A 23,189-nucleotide genomic window follows, 5' to 3' on the forward strand; every position below is an offset into this window, starting at 1 on the left:
TGTAAATGAATAATCAAGTTAAAATTGTCATAATAGATGACCATGCGCTGTTTCGGGAAGGTATAAAACGTATTCTTGATTTTGAGCCTAATTTTGAAGTGGTTGCGGAAGCTTATGACGGCAGTGAAGCTTTAACAGTTGTTGAAAGCTATATGCCGGATGTTGTCATTATGGATATTAATATGCCTGGTGTAAATGGCGTTGAAGCTACTAAGCAGCTGGTTAATTCATATCCGGATACGAAGGTTATTATATTATCGATCCACGATGATGAAAATTATGTGATACATGCTTTGAAGACCGGAGCGAGAGGATATTTATTGAAGGAAATGGATGCTGACACTTTAGTAGAAGCAGTTAAAATCGTGGCAGAGGGAGGAAGCTATTTACATCCAAAAGTAACTCACAATCTAGTCAATGAGTTCCGCCGTCTGTCATCAGCCAATAATGGACAAATTCCAGCTACAGTCCGGCGCCCTCTTCATATTTTAACACGACGTGAGTGTGAAGTTTTGCAAATGCTTGCTGATGGAAAAAGCAATAGAAGAATCGGTGAAACGCTGTTCATTAGCGAAAAAACGGTGAAAAACCATGTCAGCAACATTTTGCAAAAATTAAATTGCAACGATCGAACACAAGCTGTAGTTCTTGCCATTAAAAACGGCTGGGTGGAAGTTAAGTAAAGTTACATATTTTCCATGGCGATTAATTTTGAACGATTTGAATCGTCAAACCGTGAAAGTGAGATTGATTTCTAAATACCAATTTTGCTCGGTGTATCTATATTGTTTTTTCCGACTTGGCTGATTGTCCAGCGATGATAAATGAATTCAATTGCATTTCTTCATTACGGCTGGAAACATAATATCATTTGGCAACTTGTCAATCTATTCGGATCCTGACCAGAGAAATGTTTTGATCAGAAGCTACGAGAATGAATCATAGGAAGCATTACATTCAACGTTCCGGTTTTGCAGAATCAACTTAGGTGAAAATGTATCAACAGGAAGCATAACGGCCTCTTCAAATAACTACAGGCGCTGGGAAGAGGCCGGTTTGCTCAGAAACAAGAAAAAATGCAGCAAAATTGGTAACCGCAATTGGAATCTACATAAAAGCTCCGTTTAAGCTGCTCAAAAATCCTTTAAAAAGGTGTAGACCTCATAAGAATAACCTCAACGAAAATCGTAATGAGCCGATCGACAAAACGAAATCCGCATAAATGGCAGTATAAAGACTTTGAAACAGCTAAAAAATATTTTTCATCCTCTTGCAGTTTCATGGAAATCCGGCAAAGTTAATGATAAAAGCTTGCATTTTTTATAAAATAGTCTTATAAAGGAGAGAATGAAATTATTAAAAGGAAAGGAAAAACATGATGCAAATTGCGATTGTAACAGATAGTACTGCTTACATTCCTGAAGAAGTTCGAAAGAGGCATGGCATACATATGATTCCTCTTAGCGTTATTTTTGGAGACGAGTCTTATCGTGAAGAGATAGATATGACAGCAGAGAGTTTTTGGGAAGAAATAAAGCGCCAGAAAGAGCTGCCTACAACTTCTCAGCCTCCAGTTGGTGAATTTGTCGAGTTGTTTGAAAGCTTATCGAAAGAATATGATGCAGTCATCAGCATTCATCTTTCAAGCGGTATCAGCGGCACTTACAATGGTGCTGTCACTGCAGGTCAAATGGTAGACAGCATTAAGGTATATCCTTACGATTCGGAAATAAGCTGTATGGCTCAGGGATTCTATGCAATTGAAGCAGCGAAAATGGCAAAGGAAGGGAAAAAACCGGAAGAGATCATCGCTCGCCTTGATGAAATTAAAAAATCAATGGATGCTTATTTTATGGTGGACGATCTTTCTCATCTTCAGCGCGGCGGACGATTAACCGGTGCTCAAGCTTTAATAGGGAACCTGCTGCAACTGAAGCCTCTTCTTCATTTTGTTGATAAAGTGATCGTGCCGTATGAAAAAATTCGTACGCGCAAAAAAGCAATCCAACGTATCTATCAATTATTTGACGAAGCTGCAAGCAAACATCCGGTGCGGGCGGCTGTCATTCATGCCAACAGACCGGAGGATGCCAAAAAAATGAAAGAGGAGCTCGAAAGTAAATATCCAAATTCTGAATTTATTATCAGCTATTTTGGCGCTGTCATTGGAACTCATCTAGGAGAGGGAGCTATGGGTCTCTGCTGGTATAAAAAGTAATTGCAAGAAAACGTTAAACCCATTGTGAAAAATGGCTGTATCCATCCTCTTAAAAGAACTTCCCCTTCAAAACGAGAAAAGGTGCTATCCACCAAAAAATGGAACGGTGTCTGACCATCTGAAGGTGCAAAAAGCACCTTTTATTTTTTACAGAAATGAAGGATATAAATGATTCATCTAGCATCTTTCATTCGGACGAAAAGCAATAAGAGCAATCGATTAAATATATTGATTTTTCAGAAAATATAAGGTAAAAAATAATAGTAAGAAACAATATGGTATGTACAAGCGGAGGTTTTATATGCATGATCATGATCTCCAAAAACATCTTCTCGGAAGACATCTCCTTTCAAATGAGCTCCCGTTTTCAATGGATGCCGTTCAAAATGCCCCCTTCGTTGAAATAGAACAAGGTGTTGTGAAAAAATCCGGTTTTTTTTATTGCAATCGATGTGGAAATGATCAGCCCTTTTTATTTGCAGGCTTTGACTGTGCAAGGTGTAAAAAGTTTTGTCATTATTGCCGGAACTGTATCATGATGGGGCGAGTAAGTGAATGCTCAAAGCTTGTTAGTTTTCCAAGACGAGAGAAGGAGGAAAAACATTCGATCCAATCGGATCAAACAAACTTTTTGCAATGGGATGGCGAGCTGTCTCCGGCGCAAAAAAGAGCATCTGACCGGATCGCGGAGTCCGTTTTGCAGCGTACAGACTGTCTCATTTGGGCAGTTTGCGGAGCAGGAAAAACAGAGGTGCTGTTTGCCGGCATAAACACAGCTTTGCAGAAAGGGCTATTTGTTTGCATTGCTGCACCGCGTACGGATGTTGTTTTGGAGCTTGGACCGCGTTTGAAAAACGTTTTTCCGAGCATCGATGTGGCAGTGCTTTACGGAGGAAGCGAAGATCGTTTGAAGCTGAGCCCAATTACCATTTCAACGACTCATCAGCTTCTTCGGTATAAAGAAGCCTTTGACGTGGTGATTCTTGACGAAGTGGATGCTTTTCCATATTCTGTAGATTCTGCTTTGCAATTTGCGGTTGAAAAAGCACGCAAACGAAACAGCTCCCTTATTTATTTAACTGCGACTCCCTCCTCATCAATTAAGCGGCTTTTTAAGCCTTCCGAAATTGTGAAAATCCCTGCTCGATACCATGGTTATCCCCTACCTGTTCCTGAATTCAAATGGTGCGGTCATTGGAAAAAAAGATTGGAGAAAGGAAAGCTGCCGAAAAATATCATCACATGGGCAGCCGAACAAATGCAAAAGGAAAGACAAGCTTTTCTATTTGTACCGGAAATCAAAGTGCTTCATGATGTCGTTCCGTTACTAAAAAAATTGAATTCAGCGGTTGAAGGAGTACATGCCGAAGATCCCCAAAGGAAAGAAAAGGTTCGGGCATTTCGAAATGGCCGGATTCCGATCATTGTCACAACTACCATTTTGGAAAGGGGTGTAACAGTTCCTGGAACTGATGCAGCTGTTTTAGGAGCAGAAGAAACCATTTTTACAGAAAGTGCCCTTGTTCAAATATCCGGCCGTGTTGGACGGAGCATGAACAATCCAACAGGCTCCGTTATCTTTTTCCATTATGGCAAAACAAATGAAATGATTGCAGCGAAACACCATATTCTTGCTATGAATCGGGAAGCGGCAAAGGAAGATTTGTTAAAGCGTTAGTATTTAGAAAATGAAGGAAACGATACAGAATGTGTAAAGTTGGAAAAATCTTTTCAATTTTGGCTGAAAAAAGAAATTCCTTTTTCCAGTATGATCCAATATAATACAGATTAGAGATCATATATTTGGGGTGAGGACATGATAGTAAACGCTCTGGAAAAAATTATGGAAGAATTGCTAGATGAATATATTGACCAATTTCATATGGAATGCACGTGCCCAACTTGCCGCAATGATGTTTTAGCTCTAGTGTTAAATAGAGTTCAGCCCCGTTATGTAACGAGTGAAGATAAAATTACATATGTAAGAGCGGAATTTTTTGATCGGCAGCAAATGACATCTCTTCTTGTCAGCCTGGCAGAATGCGCAAGAATTGTTTCAGAAAACCCACGATGTGATAATAGGAAGGCTTGATGCGAAATATGGGAAGATGTCTTTATTGTTTTAAAAGTATAGATGTCCGCTTGACTTGGAGACGGCTTTTTTTCCTCGAAAAAGACCCTGTTTTATGCGAAGAATGCTCCAGCAAGCTAAACGTTATATCAGGCCCCATTTGTCCAATGTGCGGGAGGCAAAGCGAAAAAGCCGAGTATTGTACCGATTGCGCGGCTTGGGAAAAACATCCTGACTATCATGGAGTGATAAAGAAAAACCGCTCTGTTTTTCAATATAATGAATTTATGAAAGAAGTGCTTGCTAGGTTTAAATTCCGAGGGGATGCGATATTGGCGCAGATGTTTTCCGAACCTTTTGTGAAAGCATTTCACCATCACTTCGACAAATCGATGATTCTCGTTCCCATCCCATTAGGTGAAGAAAGGCTTTTGGAACGCGGGTTTAATCAAGCAAAATTATTGGCCCAGCTCCTTCAGCTTCCGATTATTGAGCCTTTGCGCAAAACAGATGCAGCAAAACAATCAAAAAAATCACGGATCGACCGAATGAAGACGAAAAATATGTTTACTGTAACAGATCCAAAACAAGTACATGGTCAACATATTGTTATCATCGATGACATTTACACAACAGGCGCAACGGTACGCCAAGCTGCAAAGCAGCTGATGAACGCTGGTGCGAAAAGTGTCGAATCATTTACGCTTGTCCGCAGCTAAATGACAAATCCGTTTTTCCGATATAAAATAATAATAATAGGAAGATTTTTGAAAGGTGGATTTTTATGGGGGAATTAGCAAACTGCCCAAAATGTGGTTCCTTGTTTGTCAAAACGCGGCTTCGTTCAATATGTGATGCTTGCTACCAAGAGGAAGAAAAGGCATTTGAAACAGTATATAACTTTTTGAGAAAAAAGGAAAACCGCAGATCAACCATTACTGAAGTTGTGGAAAAAACAGGAGTGGAAGAGGACTTAATACTGAAGTTTATTCATCAAGGACGCATTCAACTGGCGAACTTCCCGAACCTTGGTTATCCTTGTTCACGGTGCGGCAAATTTATTCGCGAGGGAAAACTTTGTGTTTCTTGCAAAAAGGAAATACAGTCTCAAATTGAGCAAATGGAAAGAGAAGAGCAGTTTCAGGAGGAGAAAGAGAAGATGCAAACATACTACGCTATCCAACCGAAAAATAATGAAAAACGTTAACAAATCCCTCTATCGATCCGATAATGAATATAGAGATAGATTTCCAGCTGAAACAATCGTTCCATTAGAGCAGGAAAGGAGGCGGTGTCCATGAAGATTCACAGCTATCGGTCATCAAACGTTAATCCTTATCAAAAGCAAATGGATGCCAGCAAGCAGATGAAAGTGGAAGTCCAAAAAGATAGAGTGGAAATATCCAAGCAGGCAAAACAGCTTCAGCAGACGAGCGGTTTTGATCTTCAGCGCCAAGAAAAAGTGCAGGCGATAAAAAAAGAAATTGAAAGTGGGACTTACAAAATCGCCCCAGACCTGATCGCGAAAAGCATGATCCAATTTTATAAGAAAAAAAATGAAGAATAAATTGCGCCAATCCGTTTCGGTTTTTGATTTGGTTGCGTACGAAGCAGCCTGTTTCGATTTTTGATTTGGAACAGAATGAAAATGTGCTGGGCAACTATATTGTACATTTCTGCATTTTTAGCATCTTCATCTTTACAACAAAAAATTATTTTTCATGTCCGGCTTTGGATCATCTTGTCAATGTTTTGAACGAAGCACCGGTAAATATGATTGTATTGAATTTTGCGGGGAGGACGTTTTCGTGTCTCTTGCCAATTTAATTAACGTTTTAGAAAAGCAGTTAATCATTCATGAACAATTGTATAACTTGGCAGTAAAAAAAACGGATATGCTGAAAAAAGATGATGTTAATCAATTAATGCAGCTTTTAAAGGAAGAGCAGAAATATGTAATGCAGCTTGAAAATGCTGAAAAGGAACGGATCAAAGCAGCGGCTTGCTTTTTAGAAAGAGAAGACGATTTAACGATTTCCGCCTGTATTGAAAAAGCAGAAAATGAGGATAAAGAACGGTTGATAAATCTAAAAGAAAAATTGACAAACGTATTGGCTAATTTGAAAAACGCGAATTTTGTCAATCAACAACTGGCATTGCAAGCATTGCAGGTTGTGAATTTAACGCTTGATCTTTTCATGCCGGAGGAAGCATCGCCGAATTACACGAATCCGAATCAAGAATCGAAGCAATCGAAACGGCGTTCATGGTTTGATTCAAAAATTTAACGGGGGAATTCGCAATGGTATCAACATTTTTTGGACTGGAAGCGGCTAGAAGCGGATTGTATGCCGCACAAAGCGCTTTATATACAATTGGACATAATGTGGCAAATGCCGAGACACCTGGTTATTCGCGGCAGAGAGTAAACCTTGTGCAAAAGCAAGCGTATCCGACACCAGGCCGTTTTCGAGCTGATATCCCTGGGCAGTTTGGAACAGGGGTGGATACACAAACAGTGCAGCGGATCCGCGACCGCTATCTTGATGTACAATATCGCGGCGAAAATTCTAAGCTTGGCTACTGGAGCTCTAGATTCAACGCATTATCAAGAATGGAAGATGTGATGAACGAGCTGAACGAGACAGGCTTGAACGAAACGATGGATAGCTTTTGGCAATCGCTGCAAGATTTGGCGGCCAACCCTTCCAACCTCGGTGCCCGCTCTGTTGTCCTTGAGCGCGGAAGAGCTGTTACAGAAACGTTCAATTATTTGGCGGAATCATTAAAGCATAATCAGAAAGATTTACGCAACGAACTCGATGTCGCAACAACGAAGATCAACTCTTTGCTTGAGCAAATCAACCAAATTAACAAACAAATCGGCGAAGTAGAACCGAATGGTTATTTGCCAAACGATTTGTATGATGAGCGCGATCGATTATTGGATGAGCTTTCTTCTTATATTGATATTAAAGTGACGCCGGTTGAAAGCGGAGGCAACGCTTTGAAAGTAGCCGAAGGAAAAGTAACTGTCGAGCTCGCTGGCTTCGAACCGCCAATCACCCTTGTCGACGGAAATAGATACAAAGTAAGACAATTTAGCCTCAATGAATCCAAGACGAACGGTCTTATCGAATCTATTTCTGTTGGTGGAAGAACGATAGGGGCAGACGATTTTGTTGAAAATTTAAACATCAATGGAAGTTTAAAAGGCTTAATCGAGGCGCACGGTTATACGAACATAGGCAGCACGATTGAACGCGGCATCTATCCTAGCATGATGTTAGATTTAGATCAAATGGCATATGATTTTGCGAACGCATTTAACACTGTCCACAGAAACGGATGGAGCCTTGAGGACATAAAAAACGGCGTTCAAACACAGCGCGATTTCTTTGATCTCGGAGGTTTAAGCTCTCCTAAAGGCGCTGCGGCTGCCATTAAAGTATCGGATGATATGAATCGCGATCGAATTGCAGCTTCTGCTACAGGAGAAATCGGCGACGGCCAAAATGCGCTGAAGCTTGCTGAAGTAAAAAATACTTCGTTTCAAAGTTATTTTGAAGCTGTTATCGGCGAAATGGCTGTTATGACACAAGAAGCGGAGCGGATGAAGGAAAATTCAGAAACCTTAGTTTCATCTGTTGAACAACGCCGCAAATCCGTCAGCTCCGTTTCATTAGACGAAGAAATGACAAACATGATCCAATTCCAGCATATGTACAACGCCGCAGCAAGAATGATCACTTTGCAGGATGAAATTTTAGACCGAATTATAAACGGCATGGGACTGGTCGGGAGATAATGTAAAATTGACGGTTGAATAATCATAGTGGAAAATGAAAGCAAAAATTGTCGGGTTCAGAATGTATGAAATGAAATAAGGCGATGAAGTACAAATCATATAAGGAATGTACTATTTGCACGTTATGAATTCATACAAAAAATTTATTTAATGAAAGAGAGGTGCAGCATATGCGTGTCACTCAATCGATGCTTGCGCAAAACTCGCTCCGCCATTTAAGTAAAAGCTATGAGCTGCTGGGAAAATATCAAGATCAGATGTTGACAGGAAAAAAAATCAACCGCCCGTCCCAAGATCCCGTTGTAGCAATGAAAGGATTGTACTATCGGACTAACTTAAAGGAAGTTGAACAATATAAACGAAATTTATCAGAGGCTTACCTTTGGATCGAAAATTCTGAAGCGGGATTAGAACAGGCCAACCAAGGGCTGCAACGAGTACGCGAGCTTTTGATTCGGGCAAAAAATGGTACAAATTCGGAAGACGAACGTGATGCGGTTGCCCGCGAATTGAAACAAATTAAAGACGACCTTGTTGCTGTCGCCAACACACAAGTGGCCGGCCACTATATTTTTAATGGAACGAAAACAGACTCAGCACCTGTCAGCGGCGACCCCCCTGTCGTTAATAACAACAATGAACCGTTTAAAATCGAGCTTTCAAAAAACATTCAAATCCAAGTGAATATAACGCCTGACAATGTCTTTAACCAAGCATTGTTTGATACAATTCAAGACATTCAAAATGCTTTGGAAAACAACGACACAACGAACTTGGACAGCCTGCTCGGCCAGCTTGATGGCCATATTGATGCTCTTAACGCTGAACGGGCTGAGCTTGGCGCCCGTTACAACCGGATCGAGCAGATGGAAAACCGCATCGGTCAACAGGAAGTAATCTCTACTAAAATTTTGTCGGATAATGAAGATGCCGACATCGAACGGGTCATCATCGACTTGAAAGAGCAAGAAAGCGCGCACAGAGCAGCGCTTGCTGTCAGCGCCCGCATCATTCAGCCCAACTTAGTTGATTTTTTGCGATAATGTGAGAGAGAAAGGACCTGCATAAAGGTCCTTTTTGTTCATCGTATGCCTTGCTTTTGTTCCATGTTTTTCGACTGCTAAAAGAGGTATATAGTTTACTGAAGAAATTTCACTTTTCGTTGATTAGAACGGTATAGTCTTGTGAGTCATTCATATTTTTGACAAGAGCCCCTTGAAGGAACTTCCATTGCATGGGATAGTTGAAGCACTTGCTTATTATTGTCTGTTGAATTTTTGTTTCTTCGAAGAGAATTTCTTTTCTGCTTTAAAACTTTTGTTGTCAGTCGAGGTGAGAGAAATGCTCCTGCCGCAAATTAGAATGGAAAGTCAAATGACGAAAATTGCGATTAGCACCACTCCTGGAAAGCAGTCAATCAAACAGCCGAAAGCGGATATCGATTTGCAGCCGGCGAAAGTAGCGATGGAAATCAACCGCACTCCTGGAAAATTGACAATCGATCAAACGAAAGCGTGGGAAGATCGAAATTTAGCTGACACGTTCCGTTTCATTGAAAAAATAGCTGAGGAAAGCTATCAAGCCTGGCTTGAAGGTATTGCCCGCCGCGCCGAGCAAGGAGATGAACTGATGAAAATTGAAAACGGCGGCAGCCCGCTGGCTGATCAAGCGAAAGAAAACAGCGAATCCCCGATGTATGAAGTGAATGTCGGCTGGATTCCATCGCTGTTCAGTGTGAAATTTGATTACGAACCAAGCAAGCTTGATATTAATTGGCATTTGAAAAAGGCTGAATTTCGTGCCATTCCCAATAAGCCGATCATTCATTACGACCGTGGCAGAGTCGATATAAAAATCGCCCAATACCAAAAATTAAAAATCGACTTTGCCAACCTCACCTTTAAAGGACCAAACTTTGAAATGAACATATGAAGGTTGTGAGAACATGAGACTTAAGACAAAATATCATGGTGAAATAGAAGCCGCAAGCGACAGCATCATCCAATTTCCATCGGGAATTCCGGGGTTTTTAGATGAAAAGGAATTTGTGCTTTTGCCATTTGGCGCCGAATCGCCATTTTTTATTTTGCAATCGGTCAACACAAAGGAACTTGCTTTTGTCATGACAATTCCTTTTTTATTTTTCAAAGACTATGCTATCGACTTAGACGATGCCACGATTGAGCAGCTGGAAATCAAGTCGGAACAAGATGTCGCTGTCTATGTGATTTTAACGTTAGAAGAGCCGTTCGAAAACACAACCGCCAATCTGCTTGCACCAATCATCATCAACCAGAAAAACAAACGGGCCAAGCAAGTGATTTTAACAGGCACTACTTATAAAACGAAGCATCCACTTATGGAACAGAAGGAGGTGTGAAGCCGTGCTCATTTTAACAAGAAAGCTGAACGAATCCATCATTATCGGCGACAACATCGAAATAACCATCACCGCCATCGAAGGCGACCAAGTCAAACTCGGCATTAAAGCTCCAAAACAAATCGACATCCACCGAAAGGAAATATACGACACCATTCAAACAGAAAACAGCGCGGCTTCCCGCACCGACTTTGACCTGTTAAAACATTTTCAAGAAAAGCTCAACAAAAAATAAACCTGAGGTCTGAAGCTGTAAAAACCGTAACCAAACAAGGATGTTCAACCATTTAATTTTTCTATTAAAAAAGTCCCATTTTTTCTTTAAACCCTATTAAACATCAACAAAACAATCCGATATAAAACATGTAAAGAGCAGCGGCGGCCGACGCGGCTCTTTACATACCACATGGACGTGGAAAACAACAATTCAAGGAGGAAAAAATCATGAGAATTAACCACAACATCTCGGCGTTAAACACTTACCGCCAACTTTCATTTAACAACACACAAACTGCAAAAAACCTTGAAAAGCTTTCTTCCGGCTACCGCATCAACCGCGCTGGCGACGATGCAGCAGGTCTTGCGATCTCTGAAAAAATGCGCGGGCAAATCCGCGGACTGGAAATGGCATCTAAAAACGCACAAGACGGCATTTCTTTAATCCAAACAGCTGAAGGAGCTTTAAACGAAACTCATTCCATCCTTCAACGTATGCGTGAATTAGCTGTGCAATCAGCAAACGATACAAATACAGATACAGACCGTGCCGAACTTCAAAAAGAAGTAGATCAATTAATTGAAGAAATTGATCGCATTGCTAATACAACTCAATTCAACACTAAAAATTTGTTGGATGGTACATTGTCAGGTTCAGGTAATGGACTGATTTTCCATATTGGTGCAAATTCTGGGCAAAATGTAGAACTAACAATTGCTAACATGAAAGCTAGTGGAATAGGGGTTAGCGGTTTAAAAATTGATACTCAATCTGGTGCAGATGCTGCAATCACCACTATTGATAATGCAATTAATAAAGTTTCTTCAGAACGTGCAAAACTTGGTGCAATGCAAAACCGCTTAGAGCATACTATCAACAACTTAGGCGCTTCTGCTGAAAACTTAACAGCTGCTGAATCTCGTATCCGTGACGTAGATTATGCTTTAGCCGCTTAATCGGCGATAAGCACAGTCGTCCTAGCTGGAAACGGCTGGGAGTATCACCGGGTGAATTGCTGGAAACCCCTTAGAGCCTTTGGCGCCACAACGTAGCTGGAAACGGCATGCGTGATGGCTTGAAAAGTCAAAGGATTGGGCAACCGAGCAGCCAAGCTCCTGTCTCGAAAGAGTGGAGAAGGTTCAACGACTAGGACATACCGCCTAAGGCGAATGCTATGGCGATGAAGTCCGTAGGATGTACAGGATTCTTCCATCGTCCTGTATCAATCCGAAGTGCCCGGCCCCTAACAGGTAAAGCTGAGGGTGAAGAGATAGTCTAGTCATTTGTGAAAGCAAATGTTCGCACGATGGCGAAAGAAATGATGGAATTCACGAAGAACAACATCCTTTCTCAAGCAGCGCAAGCGATGCTGGCTCAAGCAAATCAACTTCCGCAAGGAGTTCTTCAATTATTACGTTAATTTTAACCATTTCTTTGAAGGAGACCTTAGTATTCTTACTGGGGTCTCTTTTTGAATTTTTTGGGATGTTTACTATCTCTATCATTTTCTATGTTAAAATTTACAACTTGTTAAACCTTTTTTCTAGGGCTCCTAAGATACAGGTTTCTTTTATTGAAAATAATCAATCCACCAATAAAAGGAGCTCGAGTTTTATTTTCTAGGACAAATTTTTGATAGCTTACTTTGATTGCACATTACCTAACACTACGGGCAACATATGTTGATAATTGTGTTACATATTCTATATTTAAAATTGTTGGATTTTGTCGATATAATATATAAGAAACCATCAGTTGAGGAGTAGCGCGATGAATATTATTTTTCAAGATAAAGTGTTAAAAATTAACAGAGATAATCTTGATGAGCTCGAAAAGTTTATGAAACACGTAAATGATAGATTAAATGAAAACGGGCTTGTTTTTAGCCATTTTCTTGTTAACGGTACGCCATTTTATTCTGATATACAAGATTTAATAAATGAATACAGCAATCAGGAAGTTCCTGTTGAAATAGTTGGAATCACTGAACGTGAATGGATGTTAGAATTGAAACATGAAGGCTATCAATATATTGAAAGGGCAGAACAGGTTTTAATACAGCTGTCGGAAAAATTGTATGCTGGGGAAAACACGGGGGACATATGGCAGCAATTTGTCCATCTTTCCGAAGGACTTAATTATTTGTACCAAATTTTTTCCCAATCCAAATTAGGAGAAAATCATGAAAACATTGTCGCCGGAATAAGATCCGTATCTGAGCAGCTCCTTCAAGCAATGGAAAATCTAGATTTTACCCTTATAGCGGATTTTATTCAATATGAACTTTTGCCGTTATTTGCACAAATGAAAGAGATATTAAAAGCAGAGGACGATTCAAATGCTAATTGATAATCGAATCATTTTGCGGGAAAAAGCGAAAAAGGTTTTAGAACGGTTAGATGAATTAAACGAATCAGAGAATGTAAAATTAATTGAGGCGAAAAACGGACAAAAAACGCTGCAAATCGAAACAAACAACCAAAAGCAATTTATTCACAGTGCTTATAATCCTGAAAAAGAAACAGCTGTTTTCGTTGAAAAAATAAAAACAAAATTAGAAGAGAGTGAGCCGATCATTTTTATCGGTTTTGGGCTAGGGTATCATATCGAAGCCATTGCAGAAGCGTTTTCACCTTCTTGGTTTTCTATCATTGAGTTTAATCCTTTCATATTAAAAAAAGCACTCAGTGCCATAGATTTAAAAAAGAAAAAAGTCTATTCAAACATCAAACATTTACATTTAGTTGAAAAAGAAGAACACATTGCACCAGCGATTTTACAAGATGTCAACGATGTAAACAACCCCCCGCAAATCATTGTGTTACCGAGCTATGATAGAATTTTTAAAGAAGAGGTCAATCGATATTTCACTGCATTTCAAAAATATTTAAAAGAGAAAAAAAGTCGTTTTATCACTACGATCAGCTTTCAAAAACGCTGGACATATAATAGTTTGAAAAATTTCCCGTATTTATTAAAAACGCCAAACATATTAACCGATTTCGATAAATCTTTGTTTGAAAACAAACCTGCTATTTTAGTAGCGGCTGGACCGTCTTTAAATGAAGAATTTGACAACTTAAAAAAAATTAAAAAAGATCGTTCTGCTTATATTTTCTCTGTTGGCTCTGCGATCAATGCATTAATTAAACATGAAATATATCCGGATGCCGCTTTTACATACGACCCTACTGAAAAGAATCAGTTCGTGTTCCAAAAAATAAAAGAAAAAGGAATCATGGATATTCCGATGGTTTTCGGTTCCAGCGTCGGATTTGAAACATTGGAAAACTACCCGGGGAAAATGGCGCACTTTATTACAAGCCAAGATAATATTTCAGCACATACCATTAAACATAACGAATATGATCGTATCGATATTGCAGCTGACTCTCCATCCATCGCGATTATGACTTTACAATTGCTAAATCATTTGAATTTTAATCCTATTATTTTAGTGGGCCAAAATTTTTCCTATCAGCAAAATAAACGTTATGCTTCAGGAATTGAGTATGAATTTGTGAAAAATGAATTAAACGAAAAAGAAATAGAGAATGCATTTGAAATCGAATCAGTTGACGGAGGCAAAGTCCTCACAAATGACGGATTTGTCCGGATGAAAACAAGTATGGAACTTATTTTATCGGGGATGAAAGATAAGACAGTTTATAATACGACCAAAAATGGCGCAAAAATCAAGCATACGATTTATAAAGAATTAGCAGCAATTATGCAAGAGCTGCCCCAAAATGTTGTAGTTAATCATTGGCTGTCAGATCAAAAACATAATTACAATCTCAATTTTATAAAAAAACAGTGGCAGCAGTTGATTGCGGATGCGGAACAAATAGAAGGAAAAATAAGGGAAATTAATAGCTTCATAAATAAAATAGAAGAAACGGTCAATTCAAGAAAGCTGAATAAGCTGCATCGTTTATTTACGGCAGTGGATGAAAAAACAAATGAAGTGTTAAAAACATTATTTTACAAAGCATTTCTCCGGCCAATGACACAATTTGAATATGAATTGGCATCAAAAGAATTAACGGCTGTCCGAAACAGCTCTGATCTCATCAACAAGGCAAAAGTGATTGTAAAGGAATATAGACGCCTAATCGCTGAGTGGGTTGTATCGTATCAGTTGGTGAAAAAGGATTTGAATGATGTATTTAAAGAGATATTAGAAATTGTAGATTGATATTTTTAAGCTGTTAAAAATAATTGGTATGAATTGAAGATGAGGAAGGATTCACAATGATACTAGATTTTAATTACAGGCGGAACAGGATCTTTTGGCAAGCGCTTTGAAAAAAATAATAAAATATGATGTTAAAAAAAAGTGATTGTTTTTATCCGCGATGAATTAAAACAATATGAAATGGCACAAGAATATACAGACTCAAGACTTCGTTTTTTCATTGGGGATGTCCGAGACAAAGATCATTTATATCGTGCGTTTGATGGTATTGATGCAGTTGTGCTAGCTAATCCCATGAAGCAAGTGCCGGCATTTGAGTACACCCCTTTTGAAGCAGCAAAAACAAATATTTACAGAGCACAAAATATTACTGAAGCAGCGATTGACAGAGGGGGTTCAAAGAGTTATTGCATTACGTACAGATAAAGCTTGTAGTTCTGTAAACTTGTATGGTGCGACGAATCTTGCGTCTGGACAAACTTTTTATTGTTGCAAACTCTTACGTAGGTGAAAACACGAGATTTTCAGTTGTTCGTTGTGGAAATGTTGTAGGCAGCCGAGGCATTGGTATTCCATTCTTTAAGAAAATTCGGCATGCTGGTAAACAGCCTATTACAGATGAAAGAATGCCCCGTTTTTGGATTACACTTGATCAAGGTGTTCAGTTTGTGATTAACTCTCTTGAAAGATGAAGACAAGGGAATTTTTCATTCCTAAAATCCCAAGTATGAGAGTGTTGGACTTAGCAAAAACAATTGCGCCGGAATGCGAAATCGAGATTGTTGGAATTCGAAACTAGATTAACTGCTGTAAAAGTTAATTGCTCAATCAATTTCTTAATTCATTGCAGAGACAATAGAAGAGAGGCTGCCTACATTGCGTTGATTCAGATGGCAGCGGTTTTTCCAAGATCAGAACAATGGTTGCTTGGATTATCAGTAAACCGCAGGAAATTCCCTTGGATTCTTCTAGAAGAAACAGGATTTTTTGAATTCCGGCAATTGATAAATTTTTTATTCGTTTCTATATTCGTTGTGTCCACAATCTAGATGAACATTAGAAAACACATAATTAAGAAAATAAAAATCGCTCCTCCTTGAAAAAGATCAATACTTCAAAGAGGAGCAGAGGGCTTTCATTTTATTTTTTCCCCGCTTTATCCAGTTCGGCAATAATTGGAGTTCCGTAAGTATGGAAGGTTTCAACCGTTTTATTTCCCCAGGCTTGGCCGCGTTTGCGTTCTTCTTCAGTCCAAGTAATTGGCTTCCAATCTGGTGCAAGAATCAGATATCCGCCGGAACAGACTTCAATACGGTTTCCGCCTGGTTCATAAACGTAAACAAAGTATGTTTGGTTGATGGCGTGCTTGCTTGGGGCAAATTCAATATAAACGTCATGGTCAATAAAAAGTTTGCTGCTCTCACAATATCCGACATGCTCTCGACGGCAAAAGCGATATGGTGCAGGCGTCCTTTTGATCCAGTTGCATCTTCGGTATATACAAGATCGTACGATTTATTAGTTGCTCTATACCAGACAGCTGCTTTATGGCCGTCATTCATGACGATTTGCTCGGTTAAACGGAGACCTAAGACATTTTCTGCAAATTCTCCATCATCTCTATTATCATTTTTAGTCTTGCGACAACAATATCGGGATTTGTTGATAATGCAACATTGTTTTCATGGTGCAGATTTTTAGCAGGAATTGGCTTTGGCGGCGCCTTGCCATCAGTGATCTCACTTCTTACAGAATATATTCCTAAATCCAGTAAAAATAAAGCGATTACATTGGCATTGTGCGGAAACCAAGTCGGCGGTATACTTGCACCGCTTGTCGGAGTTTTATTTATTACATCATTCGGCTGGAGACCTGTTCTATGGTTTTCTGTTATTCCTTTGTTCATCATCCCTTTTATGCTTAAGTCTTTGCCTGAGTCTCCACAATTTTTAATTCGCAAAGGCAAACTGGATGATTTAGAGCGCACTTTAAGAAAAATTGACCCCGACTATAAAAAGCAGTTGATTGAAACCGAACAGGAACCTGAGATGAAAACAGAGAAAATTCCATTTATTGGGCTTTTTCAAAACAAACTGGCATTGCCTACGATTCTTTTCTGTATTGTTTACTTTATGGGGTTGTTAATGATCTATGGCCTAAATACTTGGCTTCCTAAATTAATGGAGACAGCAGGCTATCCGCTTATCTCCAGTCTCGGATTTGCGATCTTCTTAAACGGCGGTGCATTGCTGGGAACTATTATCATTGGTATTTTGGCGGATCGCAGAGGTTCGAAAGCATTAATTACCGGTTTGTATATTCTCGGCGCTGTGTGTCTTGCTCTTCTTGGGATCAAAAGCAATATTTTCTTCCTTTATTTGCTCATCGCCATTGCTGGTGTTTGTACGATGGGGAACCAAAGCTTATTAAACGCATTTGTTTCCCAGTATTATCCCGCACATGTGCGTTCAACAGGGGTTGGATTGGCGAATGGTGTAGGACGTCTCGGTGGCATGGTTGGTCCTACATTGGGCGGGATGCTTTTATCTCTGAAAGCACCGATTGGCATATGCTTTATTGCCTTTGCAGCTCCGGGCATTTGCGCAGCCTTGGCACTGCTTCTCGTTCGAAAAAAGCATGATGATCCAACAGTTATTCAATCAGAAGCAGAATTGACATTGCAATAATCATTCATACAAAATTTGCACAATTAGCTGGACTTAACTAAGGTAAAAAAATGGTTCCTATTTTTTACACAAGAGACTGAATATTCAGTCTCTTGTGTAATCTCTAGTTAAGGATAAAAACAGCAAATGATTAAACCTATTTCGCTGTTTTAAACAAGTTGACTTTGTAAACAAAGGTGTAAAGCTAGGGTCGAATCTTCTGTTGCATACCATGTACGAAAAAGACTGAGACCGAACTAAAAGAAATAATTTATCTAAAAAAAGCTGCGGATTAGTTGCTAGTAATGAGTTGCAAACTTTTTTTAAGAACTGTTGACAGACAAAAAGCTCGGCATATGCTGAGCTTTTTGTCATCAATTCACTAAAAAATTTTTTTAAATACCGATTTCCCGTTTCAAAAAGGGAACTATTTTCAATCAAAACCCAGAAAGTGCTGCGAGTATTATGAGATCTTTACAACCGTTCTGCCGCGCAGTTTGCCTTTTAGAATGTTCGATAATGCGTCAGGAAGCTGATCGAGTGTGATTTCTTGCGCAATAGATTCTAGTAATTTATCAGGTTTTAAATCAGCGGCCATTCGCTCCCAAATTTGTTTTCGCAATTCCATTTGGCAATAGACCGAATCGATGCCAAGCAGGTTGACTCCTCGCAAAATAAATGGGAAGACAGTCGTTGGAACGTCGCTGCCTCCAGTTAGCCCACTGACTGCTACAGAGCCGTTGTATTGAATTCTGCTAAGGATTGCGGCAAGGGTTTTCCCTCCTACAGGGTCAACGGCTGCTGCCCAATATTGTTTATCTAACGGACGGATCTGTTCTGGACAAACTTCTTCGCGAGAAAGGATTTCTTTTGCGCCAAGCTCGCGTAAATATTCATGTTCTGTTTCTTTGCCTGTACTTGCGACAACATGATAGTTTCGTTTTGTCAACATGGAAACTGCGATGCTTCCGACTCCGCCGGTTGCTCCTGTAACGAGTACTTTTCCTTTGTCAGGAGTTAATCCATTTTCTTCTAAACGATGGACAGACAATGCCGCCGTAAATCCAGCTGTTCCTAAAGCCATAGCATCTTTTAGTGTCAATCCTTTTGGAAGAGGGACAATCCAATCTGCAGGAATGCGGGCGTATTCGCTGTAGCCGCCGTAATGTGTCACGCCGATTTCATAGCTTGTTGCAATAACTTCGTCTCCCTCTTTAAAGCGCGGATCTTTAGAAGAAACAACAGTGCCAGCTAGATCGATACCTGGTACGAACGGATACGATTTTACAATTTTCCCATTCGGAATGGAAGCTAATCCATCTTTATAATTGACACTGGAATAAGCAACTTTTATGACGACATCTCCTTCTGGAAGGTCATTCATGGAAATGGTTTGTACTTTCACTGAAAAATCTGTCTCCGTTTTGTTCACTACTAACGCTTTGAAGTGGTCCACTCGACATCCCCCTTATTGTTTTTCATATTCTTGCTTTTACGATAACAAAATTATTCTGACCGGTCAAAATATTTTTATCGTCAAAAATTCATGTATAATAGCGTTATGACCGAAGTTCGAGGGGTGTTTTTATGAAGAAAAAAGCAGAAGAAAGGCGAGAACAAATTTTAAGGGCTGCTTTTCAAGCTGTTTCAGATAAAGGGTACGAAACGGTAACATTGCAGGATATTGCTGATTATGCAGGTGTAAGCAAAGGGGTTACGAATTATTACTTTGAAAATAAGGAGGACGTTTTTTTAAGCTTGCTGGAATGGGTGACGGATCGCATTTATCAACAAGAGTATAAAGCGGTTAGTAAGCAGAAAGCAGCGATAAATAAATTAGAGGCTTATATCCATTCTGTTTTTATCGATCCAAAAAAGAATAAAAAATTTTACAAAGTGTATCTTGATTTTATGGCACAAGCGAGCCGAAATCCGCGATATTGGCTTATAAATCTCAAGTTTTACGAAAACTGCTGGAAAATCGGCCGCGACATTGTTGCTCTTGGTCAAGAGGAAGGAACGTTTTCAGCTGACATTGATGTCGATACAGCTTCCAAAATGATTCGCTCGATCATCGATGGATGTCTCATTCAGTGGTTAATGCGTGATGAAGATCATCTTCATGAGTTTTATAAGAAAACTTGCTATGAGCTTATTTTGAAATATTTAAAATAAGGAAAGTCTTTTGGGAATGATCTCCTGAAAATAGACATATTCCAGCGCTCAGCACCTGAAAGTACTTGAGACAAACTGGGACTGTAACGAATGTTAAAATTATCGAATCATTTGTAGAAAGCGGCTGATTGGAAGCGGTTTGACGGCTAAAGGTGCATTTTGGTGGCTGAAATTTTAAAAGATGTACCTGATGGATTTTTTGCAGGCGATGATTTACGATATTGAAAAGACATTGTTGCAAGGAGTCGAAGTCTTTTGGATAATCGCTTAACCTACGAAGACATGTTGAAAATCTGTGAAACAATTAATATACATTATATTCCGGATGAGCAGCTGTTTTATGACACGATTGATCATATTTTAGAAAACCCAGAAAACAAAAGTGCTTCCGAAATTATTCTAGAAACATTTACAGCACTCTTAAAATTAATAGATTCCCAAATTAAAGAAATTGAAACAAAAGTGAATATACAACCTTCCTGTTTTAAAGGCTGTGCTTATTGTTGTTATTTTCCGATTATCACCACCCGCTTGGAAGCCAAATTAATTTTGCAATATATTCAAAGCCTGCCAGAAGAACAGAAGCAAGATATTTTTGAACATTTATTGAATTATTTCGAATCGAACAAGGAGCAACTGGAAAAAGTATGCTCCATCGATTTTCATGAAGATCCTCAATTTAAATTCAAGTACATTTCTGAACAAGTGAGCTGTCCATTTTTAGATCGGTCGTCCAATACTTGCAAAGTTTACGAGGTCAGACCGACTCCGTGCCGCACGTATTTAAATTATTGCCATCCGAATGTGTGTGCGCAATCTTTAATGCCTCGGGAAACCTTCAGCTACGAATTTTTGCATGAATTTTATATGACGGCATTAAATGAGGTGCTTCAAGAGTTTTTATATGAAGATGAAGACTTAGGAATCACCTTTCCAGATGATGTATTTCATATCGATTATTTACCGAAGCTGTTAAAAGAAGAGCTGTGCAATAAGTCTTGAAAAAAGAAGTCAGATTTTGGACAAATTCAGGTTTAAGAGAATTTTCTGCATGCTTTGGGGAAAAAATGAAATAGAATTTAGTAAATATGGTAAAAAAACAGAAGGAGCTGTCTTAGAAAGTCAAATCCCTATTGAAAACAAAAATCATAAACATCGATGATATATCAACGTTTCTAAAACATAAAAGGGGGCCGTCAATAAGCCGAAAAAACGACTTATTAGACAGCCCCATTCTTGAAGAAATATTTTTCTTGATTTTTTTCACACTTTCTGTGAATATAAAATAAAAATATTCATATAAACATAAAGAAGGTGATTCGATGCCCACGTAAATTTCGTGAGGAAGAAAAGGAAACGATACGTCAAACATTATTAGAAGCAGCCAAAGCAATGTTTCGTCAATACGGGATACAAAAAACAACTGTTGCGGCTTTGACTGAAGCTGCTGGCATTTCACAAGGAGCGTTTTATTTATTTTTCCCCTCCAAAGAAGCGTTGTTTTATGAAGTGTTTCAAATGGAGGAACGAAAATTAAGAGAAATGCTTCTAGTTGAGTGGACAGAGAAGCCATTAACGCAAGAACGATTGGCAGATTTGTTAGTACAAGCTGTAAAGTTGATCGAACAAGAACCGATTTTGCGCTTGATGATTGATCGAAAAGAATATGAACTTTTAATGCGGAAGTTACCGCCGGAATATGCTGACCATCATACGACAGAGGATGAAGATGCACTTGTGCCTCTTATTGAAAAATGGCAAGACGAAGGAGTTATGGTAAAAGAAAACCCACGTACAATCGTCGCGGTCATACGCAGCTTCTTTTTGCAGCTTTTGTACCGTGATGAGATAGGGGAGAAGTTTGCCGAAGCGTTAGTGCTTCAAGCGAAATGGCTGGCGAAAGGATTGGTGGAGGAATGATTGAGATCAAACAATTAACCTACACATACCCAAAACAAGCGAAAACGGCATTAAAGGGATTTAACTTTGAAGTCAAGGAAGGGGAAATTTTCGGGCTGCTTGGGCCGTCAGGTGCGGGGAAAAGCACGACGCAAAAAATTCTTATCGGACTTTTAAAAGGATATAGAGGCAGTGTAAAAGTGAATGGAAAAGAATTGGCGTCATATGGGCGTGAATATGCAGAGATGATTGGTGTTGCGTTTGAAATGCCTAATTTTTATATAAAAATGACGGCTTATGAAAATTTAACGTTTTTCCGTTCACTTTATCGTTCAGAAGGAGAAGATATTGAAAAATTGCTGGAACGGGTGGGATTGAAAGAGGCGATGCACCAAAGGGTCGGTGATTTTTCTAAGGGAATGAAAATGCGTTTAAATTTTTGCCGAGCTTTTTTACATCGCCCGTTCATTGTTTTTTTAGACGAACCAACATCCGGTCTTGATCCAGTCAACGTCACGAAAATAAAACCTTTTTGCGGGAACAAAAGGAACAGGGAAAAACAATTATTATTACGACGCATGATATGGCTTTTGCAGAAAATCTTTGTGATCGTGTTGCATTTATGGTGGACGGCGATATTCAACTGATTGATTCACCGCAAGCGTTGAAGGTGAAAATGGGCGAGCCGGTTCTGCAAGTAACATATTCGGACAATGGCGAAATGAAAACAACAGAGTTTGTTCAAGAGGGATTAGGAAAAAATAAAGCATTTCTACGCTTGCTTCAGGAAAAAGAAATTGTGACGATGCATACAAAAGAAGCAACGCTAGAAGACATTTTCGTTCGAGTGACAGGGAGAGAAATCGCATGATCTGGCAGCTCATGAAGCAAGACTTCCGTTTTCAAGCCCGGCACGGTTTTTACATCGTTTACGCATTTGTCAGCCTATTTTATATCATCATCCTTCATTGGATGCCGGTTGATATTCGAGATGATGTGGCCCCAGTTATTGTTCTCATGGATCCTGCAGCTGTTGGATTTTTTATTGTTGGTGCTGGAGTGTTGCTGGAACGGAGTCAGGGCGTACTGAACCCGATATTTGTCACCCCGATTCGTCTGCAAGATTATATTTGGTCAAAAGCGATAACACTTGCCATCCTAGGATTTGTATCGGGTGAGGTGGTGTTGATTGGATCCCTTGGGAGGTTGAATTGGTTAGGAAGCATAGGATTGTATGCGATTTCTGTCATTATGTCGTTGTTCGGCTTAGCGCTAGCTGTACGAGCGAAAACAGTCAATATATTTTTAATGAAAGCATCGCTCGCTATGATTGTGCTGCTGCTGCCGTTGTTATCTTATTTTCATTTAGTTTCCCATTCGATATTTTCCGTTTTACCGACAGCCGCTGCGCTGCGTTTGCTATCGAGCAGTTCGGCACCATTTTCGCTGTTTGAAGAAATTTTGGCTGCAGCAAACCTGTGTCTATGGTTAGTGATTGCATTTCAATTAGCGTACAAGGCATATGAACATACTGGATACAAGTAGGGGAGGAGAAAT

25 protein-coding genes and 2 pseudogenes are annotated in these 23,189 nt (G+C 39.4%); 25 read left to right on the forward strand and 2 right to left on the reverse strand.

Annotated features, from left to right (window positions below; all coding sequences use genetic code 11):
* Positions 1 to 5: 5 nt before the first annotated feature.
* From NSQ84_RS02920 to NSQ84_RS03005, 18 genes and pseudogenes are all read left to right on the forward strand, one after another.
* Complete coding sequence (locus tag NSQ84_RS02920) at positions 6 to 683, forward strand: response regulator transcription factor (RefSeq protein WP_063386301.1); 678 nt, start codon at positions 6 to 8, stop codon at positions 681 to 683.
* Between the two features lie 695 nt (positions 684 to 1,378).
* Positions 1,379 to 2,218, forward strand: a complete 840-nt coding sequence (locus NSQ84_RS02925; RefSeq protein WP_066247016.1) for a DegV family protein — start codon at positions 1,379 to 1,381, stop codon at positions 2,216 to 2,218.
* Positions 2,219 to 2,519: 301 nt separating this feature from the next.
* On the forward strand, positions 2,520 to 3,896 hold the full coding sequence (locus NSQ84_RS02930) for a DEAD/DEAH box helicase (RefSeq protein ID WP_339212205.1): 1,377 nt from the start codon (positions 2,520 to 2,522) through the stop codon (positions 3,894 to 3,896).
* A gap of 138 nt (positions 3,897 to 4,034) precedes the next feature.
* The gene (locus NSQ84_RS02935; protein WP_063386299.1) at positions 4,035 to 4,310 is read left to right on the forward strand and encodes a competence protein ComFB; all 276 of its coding nucleotides are present in this window, start codon (positions 4,035 to 4,037) and stop codon (positions 4,308 to 4,310) included.
* Positions 4,310 to 5,008, forward strand: a complete 699-nt coding sequence (locus NSQ84_RS02940) for a ComF family protein (RefSeq protein WP_242513831.1) — start codon at positions 4,310 to 4,312, stop codon at positions 5,006 to 5,008. Before NSQ84_RS02935 ends, NSQ84_RS02940 begins: the two co-directional genes overlap by 1 nt.
* Before the next feature lie 65 nt (positions 5,009 to 5,073).
* On the forward strand, positions 5,074 to 5,496 hold the full coding sequence (locus NSQ84_RS02945; RefSeq protein WP_063386298.1) for a TIGR03826 family flagellar region protein: 423 nt from the start codon (positions 5,074 to 5,076) through the stop codon (positions 5,494 to 5,496).
* 90 nt (positions 5,497 to 5,586) lie between these two features.
* Positions 5,587 to 5,856, forward strand: coding sequence for a flagellar biosynthesis anti-sigma factor FlgM (flgM, locus tag NSQ84_RS02950; RefSeq protein WP_063386297.1), 270 nt, complete (start codon positions 5,587 to 5,589; stop codon positions 5,854 to 5,856).
* Between the two features lie 241 nt (positions 5,857 to 6,097).
* Positions 6,098 to 6,577: a flagellar protein FlgN gene (locus NSQ84_RS02955; protein ID WP_339212206.1), complete on the forward strand. Its 480-nt coding sequence runs from the start codon at positions 6,098 to 6,100 to the stop codon at positions 6,575 to 6,577.
* 14 nt (positions 6,578 to 6,591) lie between these two features.
* Positions 6,592 to 8,097, forward strand: a complete 1,506-nt coding sequence (flgK, locus tag NSQ84_RS02960) for a flagellar hook-associated protein FlgK (RefSeq protein WP_339212207.1) — start codon at positions 6,592 to 6,594, stop codon at positions 8,095 to 8,097.
* A gap of 170 nt (positions 8,098 to 8,267) precedes the next feature.
* A complete protein-coding gene (flgL, locus tag NSQ84_RS02965) occupies positions 8,268 to 9,140 on the forward strand; it encodes a flagellar hook-associated protein FlgL (protein ID WP_339212208.1) in 873 nt (290 codons plus the stop codon).
* A 187-nt stretch (positions 9,141 to 9,327) separates the two neighbouring features.
* Positions 9,328 to 10,029, forward strand: a complete 702-nt coding sequence (locus tag NSQ84_RS02970) for a DUF6470 family protein (RefSeq protein ID WP_327873224.1) — start codon at positions 9,328 to 9,330, stop codon at positions 10,027 to 10,029.
* A gap of 13 nt (positions 10,030 to 10,042) precedes the next feature.
* Entirely contained in the window at positions 10,043 to 10,477 is a 435-nt protein-coding gene (gene fliW / locus NSQ84_RS02975) for a flagellar assembly protein FliW (protein ID WP_327847935.1), read from the forward strand.
* Between the two features lie 4 nt (positions 10,478 to 10,481).
* Entirely contained in the window at positions 10,482 to 10,712 is a 231-nt protein-coding gene (gene csrA, locus NSQ84_RS02980) for a carbon storage regulator CsrA (RefSeq protein ID WP_094245100.1), read from the forward strand.
* A gap of 209 nt (positions 10,713 to 10,921) precedes the next feature.
* Positions 10,922 to 11,650, forward strand: a complete 729-nt coding sequence (locus NSQ84_RS02985; RefSeq protein WP_327847937.1) for a flagellin — start codon at positions 10,922 to 10,924, stop codon at positions 11,648 to 11,650.
* A gap of 350 nt (positions 11,651 to 12,000) precedes the next feature.
* Positions 12,001 to 12,114 (forward strand): annotated as a pseudogene (locus NSQ84_RS02990) (flagellin); the annotation flags it as partial.
* A 350-nt stretch (positions 12,115 to 12,464) separates the two neighbouring features.
* Positions 12,465 to 13,043: a hypothetical protein gene (locus tag NSQ84_RS02995; protein ID WP_339212209.1), complete on the forward strand. Its 579-nt coding sequence runs from the start codon at positions 12,465 to 12,467 to the stop codon at positions 13,041 to 13,043.
* A complete protein-coding gene (locus NSQ84_RS03000; RefSeq protein WP_339212210.1) occupies positions 13,033 to 14,892 on the forward strand; it encodes a 6-hydroxymethylpterin diphosphokinase MptE-like protein in 1,860 nt (619 codons plus the stop codon). The genes NSQ84_RS02995 and NSQ84_RS03000 overlap by 11 nt, the downstream gene beginning before the upstream one ends.
* A 66-nt stretch (positions 14,893 to 14,958) precedes the next feature.
* Positions 14,959 to 15,685 (forward strand): annotated as a pseudogene (locus NSQ84_RS03005) (polysaccharide biosynthesis protein); the annotation flags it as partial.
* Between the two features lie 490 nt (positions 15,686 to 16,175).
* On the opposite strand, the gene NSQ84_RS03010 reads toward NSQ84_RS03005, so the two are convergent.
* Complete coding sequence (locus NSQ84_RS03010) at positions 16,176 to 16,454, reverse strand: hypothetical protein (protein ID WP_261308705.1); 279 nt, start codon at positions 16,452 to 16,454, stop codon at positions 16,176 to 16,178.
* A gap of 87 nt (positions 16,455 to 16,541) precedes the next feature.
* On the opposite strand from NSQ84_RS03010, the gene NSQ84_RS03015 reads away from it, so the two are divergent.
* Positions 16,542 to 17,579, forward strand: coding sequence for an MFS transporter (locus NSQ84_RS03015; protein ID WP_261308708.1), 1,038 nt, complete (start codon positions 16,542 to 16,544; stop codon positions 17,577 to 17,579).
* 442 nt (positions 17,580 to 18,021) lie between these two features.
* Here the strand turns inward: NSQ84_RS03015 and NSQ84_RS03020 are convergent, their stop codons facing one another.
* Positions 18,022 to 19,014, reverse strand: coding sequence for an acryloyl-CoA reductase (locus NSQ84_RS03020; RefSeq protein ID WP_066246841.1), 993 nt, complete (start codon positions 19,012 to 19,014; stop codon positions 18,022 to 18,024).
* A gap of 131 nt (positions 19,015 to 19,145) precedes the next feature.
* Between NSQ84_RS03020 and NSQ84_RS03025 the strand changes: the two genes are divergently transcribed.
* The 6 genes from NSQ84_RS03025 to NSQ84_RS03050 all read left to right on the forward strand — a co-directional run bounded on the left by NSQ84_RS03025 (position 19,146) and on the right by NSQ84_RS03050 (position 23,177).
* Positions 19,146 to 19,733 carry a TetR/AcrR family transcriptional regulator gene (locus tag NSQ84_RS03025; RefSeq protein ID WP_066246839.1) on the forward strand — a complete coding sequence of 196 codons (588 nt, stop codon included), beginning with the start codon at positions 19,146 to 19,148 and terminating at the stop codon, positions 19,731 to 19,733.
* Positions 19,734 to 19,988: 255 nt separating this feature from the next.
* On the forward strand, positions 19,989 to 20,735 hold the full coding sequence (locus NSQ84_RS03030; protein WP_261308704.1) for a YkgJ family cysteine cluster protein: 747 nt from the start codon (positions 19,989 to 19,991) through the stop codon (positions 20,733 to 20,735).
* Between the two features lie 312 nt (positions 20,736 to 21,047).
* Positions 21,048 to 21,653 carry a TetR family transcriptional regulator gene (locus tag NSQ84_RS03035; RefSeq protein WP_082829347.1) on the forward strand — a complete coding sequence of 202 codons (606 nt, stop codon included), beginning with the start codon at positions 21,048 to 21,050 and terminating at the stop codon, positions 21,651 to 21,653.
* On the forward strand, positions 21,650 to 22,279 hold the full coding sequence (locus NSQ84_RS03040; protein ID WP_314736871.1) for an ABC transporter ATP-binding protein: 630 nt from the start codon (positions 21,650 to 21,652) through the stop codon (positions 22,277 to 22,279). The genes NSQ84_RS03035 and NSQ84_RS03040 overlap by 4 nt, the downstream gene beginning before the upstream one ends.
* Entirely contained in the window at positions 22,255 to 22,503 is a 249-nt protein-coding gene (locus NSQ84_RS03045; RefSeq protein WP_314736870.1) for a hypothetical protein, read from the forward strand. Before NSQ84_RS03040 ends, NSQ84_RS03045 begins: the two co-directional genes overlap by 25 nt.
* Positions 22,500 to 23,177 carry a hypothetical protein gene (locus tag NSQ84_RS03050; RefSeq protein WP_066246838.1) on the forward strand — a complete coding sequence of 226 codons (678 nt, stop codon included), beginning with the start codon at positions 22,500 to 22,502 and terminating at the stop codon, positions 23,175 to 23,177. Before NSQ84_RS03045 ends, NSQ84_RS03050 begins: the two co-directional genes overlap by 4 nt.
* Positions 23,178 to 23,189 lie beyond the last annotated feature (12 nt).

It is taken from the genome of Aeribacillus sp. FSL K6-3256, from assembly GCF_037965805.1.
In the GTDB taxonomy this organism is placed as follows: Bacteria; Bacillota; Bacilli; order Bacillales; family Aeribacillaceae; genus Aeribacillus; species Aeribacillus composti.